Origin of the sequence: Pseudomonas sp. sp1636, assembly GCF_030376615.1 — a bacterium.
GTDB lineage: Bacteria > Pseudomonadota > Gammaproteobacteria > Pseudomonadales > Pseudomonadaceae > Aquipseudomonas.
Genome location: NZ_JARRAB010000028.1, coordinates 1 through 14181, shown reverse-complemented (window position 1 = coordinate 14181; position 14181 = coordinate 1). Strand labels below are relative to the sequence as shown.

10 protein-coding genes are annotated in these 14181 nt (G+C 60.9%); 9 read left to right on the top strand and 1 reads right to left on the bottom strand.

What is annotated here, in order from left to right; translation table 11 throughout:
* From ccoS to P8H27_RS19825, 5 genes are all read left to right on the top strand, one after another.
* Entirely contained in the window at positions 1-219 is a 219-nt protein-coding gene (ccoS, locus tag P8H27_RS19845) for a cbb3-type cytochrome oxidase assembly protein CcoS (protein ID WP_289639456.1), read from the top strand.
* The gene (locus tag P8H27_RS19840; protein WP_289639455.1) at positions 212-895 is read left to right on the top strand and encodes a sulfite exporter TauE/SafE family protein; all 684 of its coding nucleotides are present in this window, start codon (positions 212-214) and stop codon (positions 893-895) included. Before ccoS ends, P8H27_RS19840 begins: the two co-directional genes overlap by 8 nt.
* Positions 896-1056: 161 nt before the next feature.
* Positions 1057-2442, top strand: a complete 1386-nt coding sequence (hemN, locus tag P8H27_RS19835) for an oxygen-independent coproporphyrinogen III oxidase (protein WP_374761375.1) — start codon at positions 1057-1059, stop codon at positions 2440-2442.
* 402 nt (positions 2443-2844) lie between these two features.
* Positions 2845-3579: a fumarate/nitrate reduction transcriptional regulator Fnr gene (gene fnr, locus P8H27_RS19830; protein WP_289639454.1), complete on the top strand. Its 735-nt coding sequence runs from the start codon at positions 2845-2847 to the stop codon at positions 3577-3579.
* A 72-nt stretch (positions 3580-3651) separates the two neighbouring features.
* Complete coding sequence (locus tag P8H27_RS19825) at positions 3652-4200, top strand: adenine phosphoribosyltransferase (protein WP_289639453.1); 549 nt, start codon at positions 3652-3654, stop codon at positions 4198-4200.
* 137 nt (positions 4201-4337) lie between these two features.
* On the opposite strand, the gene P8H27_RS19820 is transcribed toward P8H27_RS19825, so the two are convergent.
* Positions 4338-5039 (bottom strand): DUF6901 family protein, encoded by a 702-nt coding sequence (locus P8H27_RS19820; protein WP_289639452.1) that lies wholly within the window; start codon positions 5037-5039, stop codon positions 4338-4340.
* A 154-nt stretch (positions 5040-5193) separates the two neighbouring features.
* Here P8H27_RS19820 and P8H27_RS19815 point away from each other — a divergent pair, with 154 nt between their 5' ends.
* The 4 genes from P8H27_RS19815 to P8H27_RS19800 form a co-directional block, all read left to right on the top strand.
* Positions 5194-6501: an ATP-binding protein gene (locus P8H27_RS19815; RefSeq protein WP_289639451.1), complete on the top strand. Its 1308-nt coding sequence runs from the start codon at positions 5194-5196 to the stop codon at positions 6499-6501.
* Positions 6494-7843, top strand: coding sequence for an HD domain-containing phosphohydrolase (locus P8H27_RS19810; protein ID WP_289639450.1), 1350 nt, complete (start codon positions 6494-6496; stop codon positions 7841-7843). The genes P8H27_RS19815 and P8H27_RS19810 overlap by 8 nt, the downstream gene beginning before the upstream one ends.
* Positions 7840-8382 (top strand): response regulator, encoded by a 543-nt coding sequence (locus P8H27_RS19805; RefSeq protein WP_289639449.1) that lies wholly within the window; start codon positions 7840-7842, stop codon positions 8380-8382. Before P8H27_RS19810 ends, P8H27_RS19805 begins: the two co-directional genes overlap by 4 nt.
* Before the next feature lie 43 nt (positions 8383-8425).
* Positions 8426-14181: EAL domain-containing protein (locus tag P8H27_RS19800; protein WP_289639448.1), on the top strand; the 5756-nt coding region annotated here is incomplete at its 3' end.

Genomic DNA, 14181 nt, shown 5'->3' with positions numbered 1-14181 from the left:
ATGCCCGCCCTCTACATCCTGATTCCGGTTGCCATTGCCCTGGTCGGCTTCGCCATCTGGCTGTTCTTCTGGGCCGTCGACAGCGGCCAGTACGACGACCTCGACGGCCCGGCCCATAGCATCCTGTTCGACGACGAAGACCCGATGCACAAGGCCGGCGCCAGCCAGGCGCAGAAAACCGATGAGCCAACCGACAACGAGGAGCCGCCCCGTGCTTGAGCTGGCGCCCTTGCTGCTGTCTGCCCTGGTGCTCGGCCTGCTGGGCGGCGGTCATTGCCTGGGCATGTGTGGCGGTCTGATGGGCGCACTGACCCTGGCCATCCCGGCTGAGCAGCGCGCCCAGCGCTTGCAAATATTGCTCTGCTATAACCTCGGGCGGATTCTCAGCTATGCCACTGCCGGTCTGCTGCTCGGCATGGCCGGCTGGGCCGTAGCCAGCAGCCCGGCGGCCATGCTGTTGCGGGTTATAGCAGCGCTGCTGCTGATCGCCATGGGCCTGTACCTGGCCGGCTGGTGGAGCGGCCTGACCCGCATCGAAGCGCTTGGCCGCGGCCTGTGGCGCTACATTCAACCGCTGACCCGTCGCTTCATGCCCGTCACCAGCCGGCCACGCGCCCTGCTGCTGGGCGGGCTCTGGGGTTGGCTGCCGTGCGGCCTGGTTTACAGCACCCTGCTCTGGGCGGCGAGCCAGGGCGATGCCCTCGACAGCGCGGCACTCATGCTGGCGTTCGGCATCGGCACCCTGCCGGTGCTGCTGGCCACCGGCATGGCCGCCGAACGCCTGACCGCCTTGCTGCGCCAACAAGGCGTGCGCATGGCCGGCGGCCTGCTGGTGATTCTGTTCGGCCTGTGGACCCTGCCCGGCCCGCATCAACACTGGCTGATGGGGCATTGATACGGCGACAAACCATAAGCGGCAAGCGGCAACAATACGGCCTCGAACTTGAGGTTGACGGCTTGCGACCGGAACCTGCGACAGCATGACGCAGGTCAACACAATCCCAGCAGGCCTCATTTAGACTCTCCGGCATTACCGCTCGACCGGGGACTACCCGTATGCTTGACGCCACTCATTGGGATACGGATCTGATCCGCCGCTACGACCGGGCCGGGCCGCGTTATACCTCCTACCCCACCGCCGCACAGATGCACAGTGGCGTCAGCTCATTCGAACTGCTGCACGCGCTGCGCGACAGCCGCCAGCAACTGCGCCCACTGTCACTCTATGTACACATACCTTTCTGCGCGCACGCTTGCTATTACTGCGCCTGCAACAAAGTGATCACCAAGGATCGCGGTCGCGCTCAGTCCTATCTATGCGAACTGGAGCACGAGATGGCCATCATCGGCCACCACCTCGACCGCTGCCAGACTGTCGAGCAGTTGCACTTTGGCGGTGGCACTCCGACGTTTCTCAGCCATGCCGAACTGCGTCAGCTGATGAGCCAGTTGCGCCAGCATTTCAACCTGCTGGATGACGACTCCGGCGACTACAGCATCGAGATCGACCCGCGCGAAGCCGGCTGGCCGACCATGGGCCTGCTCCGCGAACTGGGTTTCAATCGGGTCAGCCTTGGCGTACAAGACCTCGACCCATGCGTACAGCGCGCGGTCAATCGCCTGCACACCCTGGACGAAACCCGCTCCCTCGTCGAAGCCGCCCACACCCTGCAGTTCCGCTCGATCAATATCGACCTGATCTATGGCCTGCCCAAGCAGACCCCGCAAAGCTTCGCCTTGACCTTGGCCGAAATCATCGCCTTGCAGCCCGACCGGCTGTCATTATTCGACTACGCCCACCAACCCGAGCGGTTCATGGCGCAGCAACGCATCGACTGCAACGACCTGCCCAGCCCGAGCGACATACTGGCGATACGCCAGGGCAGCATCGCCCAACTCGGCGCAGCCGGTTATCGCTACATCGGCATGGATCACTTTGCCCTGGCCGATGACGAACTGGTCTACGCCCAGGAAGACGGCAACCTGCAGCGCAACTTCCAGGGCTACAGCAGCCACGGCCGCTGCGACCTGATCGGCCTCGGCGTATCGGCCATCAGCCAGATCGGCGACTTCTACTGCCGGAACGACAGCGAACTGCACCAGTACCAGCAAACCCTAGCCAACGGCCAACTGGCCACCCAGCAAGGGCTGCTTTGCAATGCCGACGACCGCCTGCGACGTGCGGTGATTGAGCAGCTGATTTGCCATTTTCGCCTGAGCTTTGCCGAGATCGAGCAGGCTCACGGCATTCGGTTCCGCACGTACTTCGCCGAAATCTGGCCACAACTGCAGCAAATGGCTCAGGACGACCTGATCAGCCTGACCACTGAAGGCATCGACGTGCGCCCAGCCGGCCGCCTGCTGGTTCGCTCGCTGTGCATACTGTTCGATCGCTACCTCAAGCCACCAGCGCTTCTCGCAAGTGATCCAGTGGCCTGTTAACCCGCTTATCCATGGATCCATGGTCTGCCCAGGATCTTGCAGGAAGCCGCGCCCGTTCTCGGAAATGTTCCCGACATTTTCCCTACCTCCCCCCATCCATGGGGGTCGTCGGAAATGTTCCCGACATTTTCCCTACCTCCCCCCATCCATGGGGGTCGTCGGAAATGTTCCCGACATTTTCCCTACCTCTCCCATGGGGTCGTGCGCCCCGCGGCGAATGCAGCGCGCAGGGCTGCCGGGTTGTGGTGTCGCGGTTTATCGGTAAACCTACGACGAGCGATCATTCGCCGGCGCTGTTATGTCGCATTCTGCTAACCGATTAAGGCTTTCCTCGACTGGCTGAGACCTCCCCCCTGCTGTAACCTTATGGGCATTGCGTGTTTTACCTAGGAATCGACGCCGATGTCCGGAAGCATCAAGCTGCATACGCCACACCAAGCCCATTGCAAGGATTGCAGTCTGGCCACCTTGTGCCTACCGCTTTCGCTGAATCTAGAAGACATGAACTCGCTGGACGAGATCGTCAAGCGTGGCCGCCCCCTGAAAAAAGGCGAGTTATTGTTCCGCCAAGGCGACGTATTCAATTCGGTATTCGCCGTGCGCTCCGGCGCGCTGAAGACCTTCAGCCTGAGCGACAATGGTGCAGAGCAGATCACCGGCTTCCACCTGCCCAGCGAACTGGTCGGCTTGTCCGGCATGGACACCGAGTCCTATCCGGTGTCTGCGCAAGCGCTGGAGACCACCTCGGTCTGTGAAATCCCTTTCGATCGGCTCGACGAACTGTCGATTCTGCTGCCGCAATTGCGCCGCCAGTTGATGCGGATCATGAGCCGGGAAATCCGTGACGATCAACAGATGATGCTGTTGTTGTCGAAGAAAACCGCCGACGAGCGCATCGCCACCTTCCTGGTCAACCTGTCCGCCCGTTTCCGCGCCCGCGGCTTCTCTCCCAACCAGTTCCGTCTGGTCATGTCGCGCAACGAAATTGGCAACTACCTAGGCCTCGCGGTGGAGACCGTCTCCCGGGTATTCACCCGCTTCCAGCAGAACCAATTGCTCGAGACCGAAGGCAAATCGGTGCATATTCTCGACCCCATCGAGCTGTGCGCCCTGGCCGGTGGCAGCCTCGATGGCTGAGCGCAACACGAACGGCGCCCAGCCGCCAACCGGAGCCTTGAGCCCACTCCCGTAAACGGTAGGACTCGCGCGATGATTTTCGACGAATTCAGCATCAAAACCCTGATCCGCCCGGTCGCGGACTTCCCCAAGCCCGGGGTGAATTTTCGCGACATCACCCCGCTACTGCAGTCACCGCGCGCCTTGCGCATGGTCGCCGACAGCTTTATCCAGCGCTATGTCGAAACCGAGTTCAGCCATATCGGCGCCATGGATGCCCGCGGTTTTCTGATTGGCTCGATCATCGCCTATGAGCTGAACAAGCCGCTGATTCTGTTTCGCAAGCAGGGCAAACTGCCCGGCGATGTACTGCGCGAGAGCTATCAGACCGAGTACGGCGAGGCCTTTCTCGAAGTACAGGCCGACAGCCTCTGCGAAGGCGACCAAATACTCATGTTCGACGACCTGATCGCCACCGGCGGTACCCTGCTGGCCGCCACACAATTGGTGCGGCGCATGGGCGCGAGCATTTATGAAGCCGCTGCGATCATCGACCTACCCGAACTGGGCGGCTCACAAAAGCTGCAAGACATCGGCATTCCCACCTTTACCCTCACCGCCTTCGCCCTCGACGACCGCTAATCCACCCGCCCCGGCTCGGGTACTTGACGCGGGCGTCTGGTCGGGGCGATGAAGACCCCGGCATCCCCCGCCTGCGCTGCCGGGGGATGGGGAATAGCCTCATTCCCCATCCCCGCTCTTCCTGCTCCGCCCCGGAGCTACTCGAAAAACGCCTCGAAGAAGCGATCCAGCTCTCCCTCGTACTGATCCAGCGAATACAAGGTGTCGGCTGCCAGCAAGTCGAGGAGAATCATGCCGTTCGGCCCCGAATCTTCGCCTGCCGCAGCGCGCAGGCGTGCCGTCATGCCCAGATTGACCAAGCGCAAGTTGCGATAGACCTCACGCAAGCCCGTCAGCGACCAGTCCGCATTCATGCCTCGCTGCTGGCGCAGGTATTGGCCGAGCAAGTAGGTGCCGAACACCCGGTACAGCGTTTCGTCGGAGCCACTGAACGGCAGATGAAACCAGGCCATGGCTTTAAGCTGACGCGTGTGCGGGCAGCCCGAAGCGGCCCCAAGCACACCCAGCAGCGAACCGAAAGCACGCTGCAACGAGGTACGCTGACGAATGTCTCTACCCCGCCACAACACACGCACAGCCACCTCCTCATAGGAAGGCAGCTGCGCCAACACCTCGACGGGCTTGAGCAACGCGACGGCGAAGGGGCAATGGGGCGTATCCGCCTCACGCAGCGGGCAGTGTCCGCATTGCTGGAACCCGAGGTGCGCCCAGCTCGGCGGCCTGTCGTCTGGCGTACCGGGCAACGCCACCGCCAGATCGACCTTATGCTGCCAACTGCGACCATCGGCAAACTCGAAGTGATACTGAATGACCGAATCATCCATTGGTGGCTGCGCCATGGGCTAACCTGAGTGACATATTGAAAATAAGTGTGGCAGCGAAGGGCCAGCACCGCCATCATTTGGACGTCAAAATAAAGTCGTATACTGGATATCAACACGCAACCCAGGCAACACCAACAACTACCAGCCTGACCGTCAAGCGGAGTGCGCCATGGATAGCCGCCAAAGTGAATTGGCCTCTGCTCTTGTTGAGCATATCGAAATCGGAGTGATCATCCTCGATTCCGAGCTGCGCATTCAGTACTGGAACAGCTTCATCAGCCAACGTAGCGGCAAGGCGCTTGAGCAGGCGCAGCAACAGCCATTGACCCACATCTTCCCCGAAGCCGACACCCCTTGCTTGAACGAGATGCTAGCCCTGACCCGCGAACATGGCGAGCGTGCCTGCCCCGAGGGGCGCGAAAAACCATACCTGATTCAGCTGCCATTCGACATCTCCGGGGAGTATGCCCCGCTGATGCTGCAAAACACTCTACTGTTTCCGTTCAAGAGCAGCGAGGGCCAGTCGCTGTTTGGCTTGCTGTTGTATGACAGCACCGACTTCACACGCAATAACAAACAGCTGGACGCCACCCTGCATGCCTTGAGCAGCAAACAGTTCGAGCAAGAGCAACTGATCAAGAAACTGGAAAAAGCCAATGCTCAGCTCATGCAGTCGGAAAAGCTCGCGGCTATCGGCCAGCTCGCGGCTGGCGTGGCACACGAGATCAACAATCCGATCGGTTACGTGTTCTCCAATTTACGCACCCTCGCCAGCTACGTGCATGACCTGCTGCGAATTATCGACAGAGTGGATAGCGCGGCCAACCTGGACGAACTGCGACAGCTCAAACGCAGCCTGGAATACGACTACATCCGTAGCGATGTCGAGGCACTGATCGGTGAATCCGAGGATGGCATCGAACGGGTCAAGAAGATCATTACCGCACTCAAGGATTTTTCCCATTTCGAGGAGGACGAATTCCGCCTCGCCGACTTGCATCGCGGCCTGGACACCACCCTCAAGGTGGTCAATAACGAGCTCAAGTACAAGGCCGAAGTGATCAAGGAATACGGCCAGCTGCCCGCGGTGGAATGCATGCCCTCGCAAATCAACCAGGTAATGATGAACCTGCTGGTCAATGCGGCCCACGCCATCGAGCAGTTCGGTCGCATCACCCTGCGCAGCGGCCACGAGAACGGCTGGGCCTGGCTGGAGGTGGAAGATAGCGGCCAAGGCATTGCACCGCACTTGCTCAACCGCATCTACGAGCCATTCTTCACCACCAAGCCGGTAGGCAAAGGCACAGGCTTGGGTTTATCGCTGTCATACAATATCGTGCGCAAGCACAGTGGCCGGATCGAGGTGTTCAGCACGCTCGGCCAGGGCACGCGCTTTCGTGTCTGGCTGCCGATCCAGCAACCAACCCAGCCACAGGCCCAGACCCAGGCCCAGGAGGACATCGCTCGCTATGAATGAACCGAACACTAGCGCCACCACCAACGTCTTACTGGTGGACGACGAAGAAAACATCCTCAACAGCTTGCGCCGCGTGCTCAGGGGCGAACCCTACAGCGTGCAGACCGCCAGCAGCGGTACCCATGCCCTGGAAATACTGCGCAGCCAGCCAATTGACCTGATAATTTCCGATGCCCGCATGCCGGGCATGGACGGTGCCACCCTGCTGGCTGAAGTGCAGAAGCACTGGCCTACATGCATGCGCATCCTGCTCACCGGCTATGCCGATATCGGCACCACCATTCGCGCCATCAATCAGGGACAGATCTACCGCTACATCAGCAAGCCCTGGGACGACGACGAACTGCGCCTAACCATGCGCCAAGCCTTGGCCTACCAATACTCGGAACGCGAGCGAGTACGCCTGGAAGCGCTGGCTCTGGAACAGAACCAGCGCCTGCAGGAACTCAACGAAACCCTGGAGCAGCGGGTCATGGCGCGCACCGGCGAGCTGGAACAGACCGCCGACATGCTCGATCTGGCCTACGAGGAACTCAAACGCAGCTATGTAACGGCAACCGAGGTGTTCTCCAGCCTGGTCAACCAGCGCATTCCCCGGGACAAGCAGACCAACACCCAAGTCATCGCCCTGGTACGCGCCTATGCCGAGCTGCATGGCCTCGACGCCGGCCCCAGCCGCGACCTGACCATGGCCGCCGCACTCTACAATATCGGCAAGCTGACCTGGGACGATCAACTGCTCAGCCGGCCGTCCGACCTCCTCTACAAACAGGAGCGCGAGCGTTACCGGCAATACCCCGTTCAGGGCGAAAATCTGCTGATGACCCTGGAGCCGCTGCAGGATGCGGCCCGAATGATCCGCCACCATCAGGAACGCTGGGATGGCAGCGGCTTCCCCGACCACCTCAAGGGTGCAGCCACGCCCTTCGGCTCACGCCTGCTGAAACTGGCCGTGGACTTCATCGAGCTGCAACGCGGCAGCATTCTCGAGCGCCGGCTAAACCGCGATGAAGCGCTGTTGCTGATCAACAAATACAGCGGGCGCCTCTACGACCCGGAGTTGTGCGCACAATTCATCAGCCTGTGCACCGAGCTGGCACCGGACATCACCCTGGCCGACCCGAGCATTCTCGCCCTGGATACCCGCCGCCTGGAGCCGGGCATGCTGCTGGCGCGCAACCTGCACGCCGACAATGGCATGCTGCTGCTCAATGAGGGCAAACCGCTGACCGCTCTTCTGATCGACAAACTGATCGCCTTCGAAGCCAGTGAAGGCGGGCACTACACCCTGTTTGTCCGCGCCGCCGAGGATGCCACGCTCGCTACGGAGAAGACCTCATGATCAAAATTCAACTGCTGGACGACGAACCGCAGATACTCAAGGCACTGCAGCGGGTGCTGCGCCCTCACGACTGGGAAGTGCATGCCTTCAGCGATGTGCAAGAGGCGCTGGACGCGCTGACCGAGCATGATTACGCGGTGATTGTTTCCGATTTCAAGATGCCGCTCCTGGACGGTGTCACCTACCTGCAGTTTGCCAAACAGCGTCAGCCCAACGCCATGCGCATAATGCTGACCGGCCATGGCGATCGCCAGGCGATGATACAGGCGATCAACCAGGCGGAGGTTTATCGCTTCATCGCCAAACCCTGGGAAGACTTCGAGATCGAAGCCGCGTTGCGCGGCGCCATCGACCTGTTTCTCCTGCGCGACGAGAACCAGCGTTTGCTTATGCAGGTGCGCCGACAACAAAGCGCCCTCGATCGCCAGCAGCACGAGTTGCTACGCCTGGAGGTCGAGTACCCAGGCCTTACCCGAGTACGCCGCGACAGCCAGGGTTCAGTACTGATCGATGAGCAGGACGACGCTCAGCCCAACTGATGATCATCCGCGTCAGCCGGCGCAGACCGATAGGGACTCGAGAATGGACATCAAGACCCGCCATATGATTTACCAGGCCTATCTGCATATCCTGGCCTTCACCATTCTGACCCTGAGCGGCATCAGCCTGCTGGATTACCTGTTCTGGCCGCACCCCGGCACCGTCCAGGTCGTGCTCCTGCCGGACAGCGCCCTGGCCGGCCTGCTGCTCGGCGTTGGACTCCTGGGCTGCACGCACCAAAAGACCAGACTGGCCAATTTGGCGCTCAGCCTGCTGCTGGGCCTGGCCCTCTACAGCCTGGCGCACAACCTGCCAAGCGGCAGCCCGGATCAAGGCCAGTCGCTGATCAGTGGCTATCTGCGCATGCGCAGCTCCCTGGCCCTGATATTCTGCCTGCTCGCCCTGGGTTTACTGAGCAGCCAATGGGGCAGCAAAGGCAAACGCCTGAACGGTGCGCTCGGGCTCCTGGTGCTTGCCCTGGCCGGCCTGTCGCTGCTGTCATCCTGGCTGCCAGAGTCCGACACCTGGCGCCTGGGCTTCAACACCAACATCAGCGCCTCAGCCAATCTGTTCGCCTTGTCCATGGGCCTTGCGTTGCTTGGCCTCAATCTCTTGCCCGCTGAACGTGACCACCTGCTCGACCGCAAGACCCTGCTGACCGGGGCGCTAGGAGCGCTCATCACCTGCAGCATCTGGTATCTGCTGAGCCTGCAGAACATCGAGTCGAACAACCGACAAAGCGAACTGTTACTGGCCAAACAGCAGGGCTCGATCATAAGCACCCTGAATACTCGCCTCTCGCTGATCCAGCGCACCGCAGAGCACTGGGCGGTGAACGGGAGCCTGCCCGCTCACGCCCAGTGGCAACAAGAGATTCGCAACTATTTACGCGATTTTGCCGACATCGAGGCGATAACCCTAGTCGACGAGCAGTTACACCCGCAGCGGCTGCTCGGCCGCAGCGACGCAGAAACCGAACAGTTGACCGCCCTGCTCACCCAGCCCGAGCCGCACGCGTGGCTAGCACGCATCCCTGTCGACGCCAAGCCGCACATGAGCGAGGCCTATAACCTCGCCGTTCGCCCACAGGGGCTTATGGCGATCCGCCTGAGCTTGCCGAACAACCCTGGCTGGATGCTGGTAACCAGTCTGGATCTGGCCCGCACCCTGCAGGACGGTCTGGGCAGCGAGCTTGGCAAGTTCGGCGTGCGGATCTACCAGGATCGGCAGCTGCTGCTCGACATGGCCGGTCATCAGCCCATAGAGATAGGCGAACACCAGCTGCTCGAACCGAGCGCCGGCAACTGGCGTCTAGTCAGCTATCACGGCATCGCGACAAGCCGTCTGAGCGCCAACCACTTGCCCAGCATCGTGATGCTATTCGGCCTGGCCTTCAGCCTCGTCATCATGGTCAGCCAGCGCCTGGCCCACCTGGCCATCGAGCGGTCCAAACACTTGCAGCAGAGCAACCAGGCGCTGGAGCTCAGCCTGCGTCGCCTGGCCGAACTGCAGACCCTGAATCAACAGATCATGGACTATTCCATGGATCTGCTCTGTTCGATCAACGAACAGGGGCGGTTCACCCAGCTCAGCCCTTCCGTCAGCGTAATCCTCGGTTACCCGCCGGAAACCCTGATCGGCCAGTCCTACCTGCAATTCATCGTGCCCGAAGACCGCGAGAACACCCAGGCCACGGTCAAGGCGATCATGGCCGGCGAATCCCATCATGGCTTTCGCAACAGCTACCGGCGCAAGGATGGCAGCACCGTCCACCTGCTCTGGTCGGCGGGTTGGTCGGAGAACGACCGCACCCTGTTCGCCGTGGCCCACGACGTCACCCGCCTGGTATACAACGAAGCCTACGCCGAGGATCAGCGCGATATTCTCAGCATGATCTCCACCGACCAACCCCTGCCGGAGATCCTCAAAACCATCTGCCTGCTGACCGAAACCCAGGCTCCCAACACCTTGTGCTCGGTGCTGCTGGTCGACAAACAGCAAAAGCACCTGATCCACGGCGCGGCACCGAATCTGCCCGACAGCTTCAACCAAGCCATCCATGGCATCGCCATCGGCCCCAGCGTCGGCTCGTGTGGCACCGCGGTGTACCGGCGCCAACTGGTAATAGTCGAGGACATCGACAGCGATCCGCTGTGGCATGAGTTTCGCGACCTGGCCTTGCGGCATGGCCTGCATGCCTGCTGGTCAATCCCGCTGATTTCCCACCATGGCGATGTACTCGGCACCCTGGCCATCTACAGCCGTGAGCCCTGCGCCCCACAAGACGAGGATCTGCAACTGCTAGGCACCGCTGGCCAACTGGCCGCCATCGCCATTGAGCGCCAACACGACCGCCTACGCCTGCAGGAAAGTGAACAGCGCCACCGCTCGCTGTTCACCTTCAACCCCGATCCGGTGTTCTCGTTCGACCTGAACGGCAATTTCGAGAGCATGAACCAGGCAGGCTGCCAGCTATCCGGCTATAGCGAGAAGCAACTGCTCGGGCAGCACATCTCAATGCTGGTACACGAGGAAGACCTGGCACTGGCTCAGGCCCACATTGATTCTGCCAGCACCGGCAGCACCCAACGCTACGAAGTCCGCTGCCACAATAGCAACGGGCAATTACTGGAACTGGACATCACCAATCTGCCGATCATCATCGACGAAAAGATTGTCGGGGTGTTCGCCATCGCCAAGGACATCGGCGAGCGCAGCCGCATGACCCGTGCCCTGCGCGAAGCCTTGCAACACTCCGAACACCAGGCCGAACTGCTGCGCGGCCTGAGTGAAACCGCAGTCAACATCAACAGCATCATGGGCACCCAGGCATTGCTGGATTACATGAGCGAGCGCCTGCGCTTGCTGCTCGGCGCACACCAGTCGGCCATGAGTTTGAATAAGGGCGACAACTGGACGCAGTCGATCAGCGCAGTCTCGCTCTCGGAGAAATACGCGGCCTGGCAGGATCGTCCAGCCCCGCCCGGCAACAGCGCCGTCCGCGCCCTGGCCGGCGCGATCAATCAGCCCACCCTGCTGACCCAGGAAGAACTGGAAAAACGCCCCTACTGGCCTGTCGCGAGCAGTGCCGACAATTACCACCCACCCATGCGCGGCTTGCTTGCCGTGCCCCTGCAAGACTACCGCGGCGCCAATTTCGGGCTGTTGCAGTTATCCGACAAAGACACCGGAGAGTTCGACCTGGATGACTTGGCGATTGCCCAGCAATTTGCCCAGATGGCTGTAGCGGTAATGGAAAACAACCGTTTGATGCAAGCGGTGATCGCTGGCGAGCGACGCCTGAAAGCACAACTGGAATTCACCTCGGCAATCACCAACAGCATTGCCGAGGGCTTGCTGGCGGCCGACCGCCAGGGCCAGCTGAGCTTTGTCAACCCGACGGCCGCCGAACTGCTTGGCCAACCGGCCGAAGAGCTGCTCGGCCAGGCACTGGCAAACTACCTGCCACTGGCACTCAACGACAGCGAGCATAACGAGCGAACCAGTAGTTACCACGGCGAAATCAGGTTGTCGCTGACGCCTCAGGGCGAGCGCTACATCGCCTATGACAGTGCCCCGCTACTCGATGACGATACTCCGCAAGGCTGGGTCGTGGCCTTTCGCGACATCACCGCGCAGAAGGAGGCCGACGAGCAACTGCGCCTGCTCAAGCGCAGCCTGGAAGCCAGCTACAATGGCGCGTTGATCTGCGATGCGCTAGCCGAGGATCTGCCGATCATCTACGTCAACCCGGCCTTCGAACGCATCACCGGTTACAGCGCCGCAGAAGCCATCGGCCAGAACTGTCGTTTTCTCCAGGGCAGCGAGCGCGAACAAACGGGCATCGGCGAAATTCGCCAGGGCCTGGCGGAACAACGCGATAGCCATGTGGTGTTGCGCAACTTCCGCAAGGACGGCACGCCATTCTGGAACGATCTGTATATCGCGCCGGTGCCTAACGAGGAGGGCGAGATCACCCACTTCATCGGCGTGCAGAACGATATTTCCGAGCAGAAACGCTTCGAATCCGAACTGGCCTACAACGCCAGCCACGACGTGCTCACCGGCCTGCCCAACCGTTCGCTGCTGGAGGATCGTCTGAGCCAGGGCTGTCAGATCAGCCGGCGCTACAAACGCAGCCTGGCGGTGATGTTCATCGACCTGGATGGCTTCAAACCGATCAACGACAGCATGGGCCACGGCTCCGGCGACCTGATTCTGGTCGAAGTCGCGCGGCGCATGAACCAACAGGTACGCCCAGGCGACACCGTGGCGCGTCTTGGCGGCGACGAGTTCATCGTCATCCTGCCGGATCTGGCCCGCGAAGAAGACGTGCTATTGGTGACCGAGCGGATCATGGAGAACATCGCTCGCCCCTACACGGTCGGCGGCGTCGAGTTGCACATCACCGCGAGTATCGGCATCACGCTCAACGACGGCCACATCGAGCAACCGATGCAACTGATCCAGCAAGCCGATCTGGCCATGTACAAAGCCAAGCAACAGGGCCGCAACAACTACCAGTGGTACACCGAAGACCTCAACCAGAAGGTCAATGAGCGGGTAACCCTGCGCAACGAACTGCAGAAAGCCATAGAGGCCGAGGCCTTCGAACTTTACTACCAGCCGCAGATCGACAGCCGCAGCGGCCGGGTGATCGGTTACGAGGCGCTATTGCGCTGGCAGCACGCCGAACAGGGTTTCATTTCACCGGGATACTTCGTGCCCGTGGCCGAGGACACCGGGCAAATCATTCCGCTCAGCGAGTGGGTGCTGAAGACGGCCTGCCGCCAGGCCCGCTCGTTGCTCGACCAGGGCTTCAGCGACGCCGTGATGGCGGTGAATATCTCGCCGGTGCAGTTCCAGCGCGCCAATTTCGTCGAATTCGTGCGCAGCACCCTCGCCCAGACCCTGCTGCCGGCAGAACTGCTGGAATTGGAAATCACCGAAACCGTGCTGATGGATAACGCCGAAAGAGCCATCTACACCCTGCATGCCCTGAAAGACCTGGGCGTGAGCATCGCCATCGACGACTTCGGCACCGGCTTCTCCAGCCTCAACTACCTCAAGCGCCTGCCCATCGACAAAGTGAAGGTCGACCGCTCCTTCATCCAGGATGTGATCAGCGACCAGCATGATGCAGCGATCACCCAGGGCATCATCTCCATGGCCCACCACATGAAGCTCAAGGTGATCGCCGAAGGCGTGGAAACCGAGCCGCAGGTCGCCTTCCTGAAGAAAAGCCACTGCGATGAATTCCAGGGCTACTACTTCGCCAAGCCCATGCCGCTGGCACAGCTGGAACATTACCTGCAGCAACAGCGTGCCAAGCGTCACCTCCCAGAACCGGGCAGCGCCGCCTATAGCAGCGCTCAAACCCTGCTGCTGCTCGATGACGAAGAGAATATTCTCCGCGCCCTGACCCGGGTGCTGCGCCGCGATGGCTACCAAGTACTCACCGCCAATCGAGCACAAGAAGCCTTCGCCCTACTGGCAAAACACGATGTGCAGGTCATTCTCTCCGATCAGCGCATGCCGGAAATGAACGGCACGGCGTTCTTCAGCCGGGTCAAGGATCTCTACCCCGACACCATCCGCATTGTGCTGTCCGGCTACACCGACCTGATCTCGGTGACAGACGCGATCAACCAAGGCGCAATCTACAAGTTCCTCACCAAACCCTGGGACGACGCACAACTGCGCAGCACCATCGCCCAGGCGTTTCAACACTATGAACTGACCAGACCAAAGAGTGACAACGTGCCACCGCAGGAAGATCAAGCCCACGGAGAGGGCTG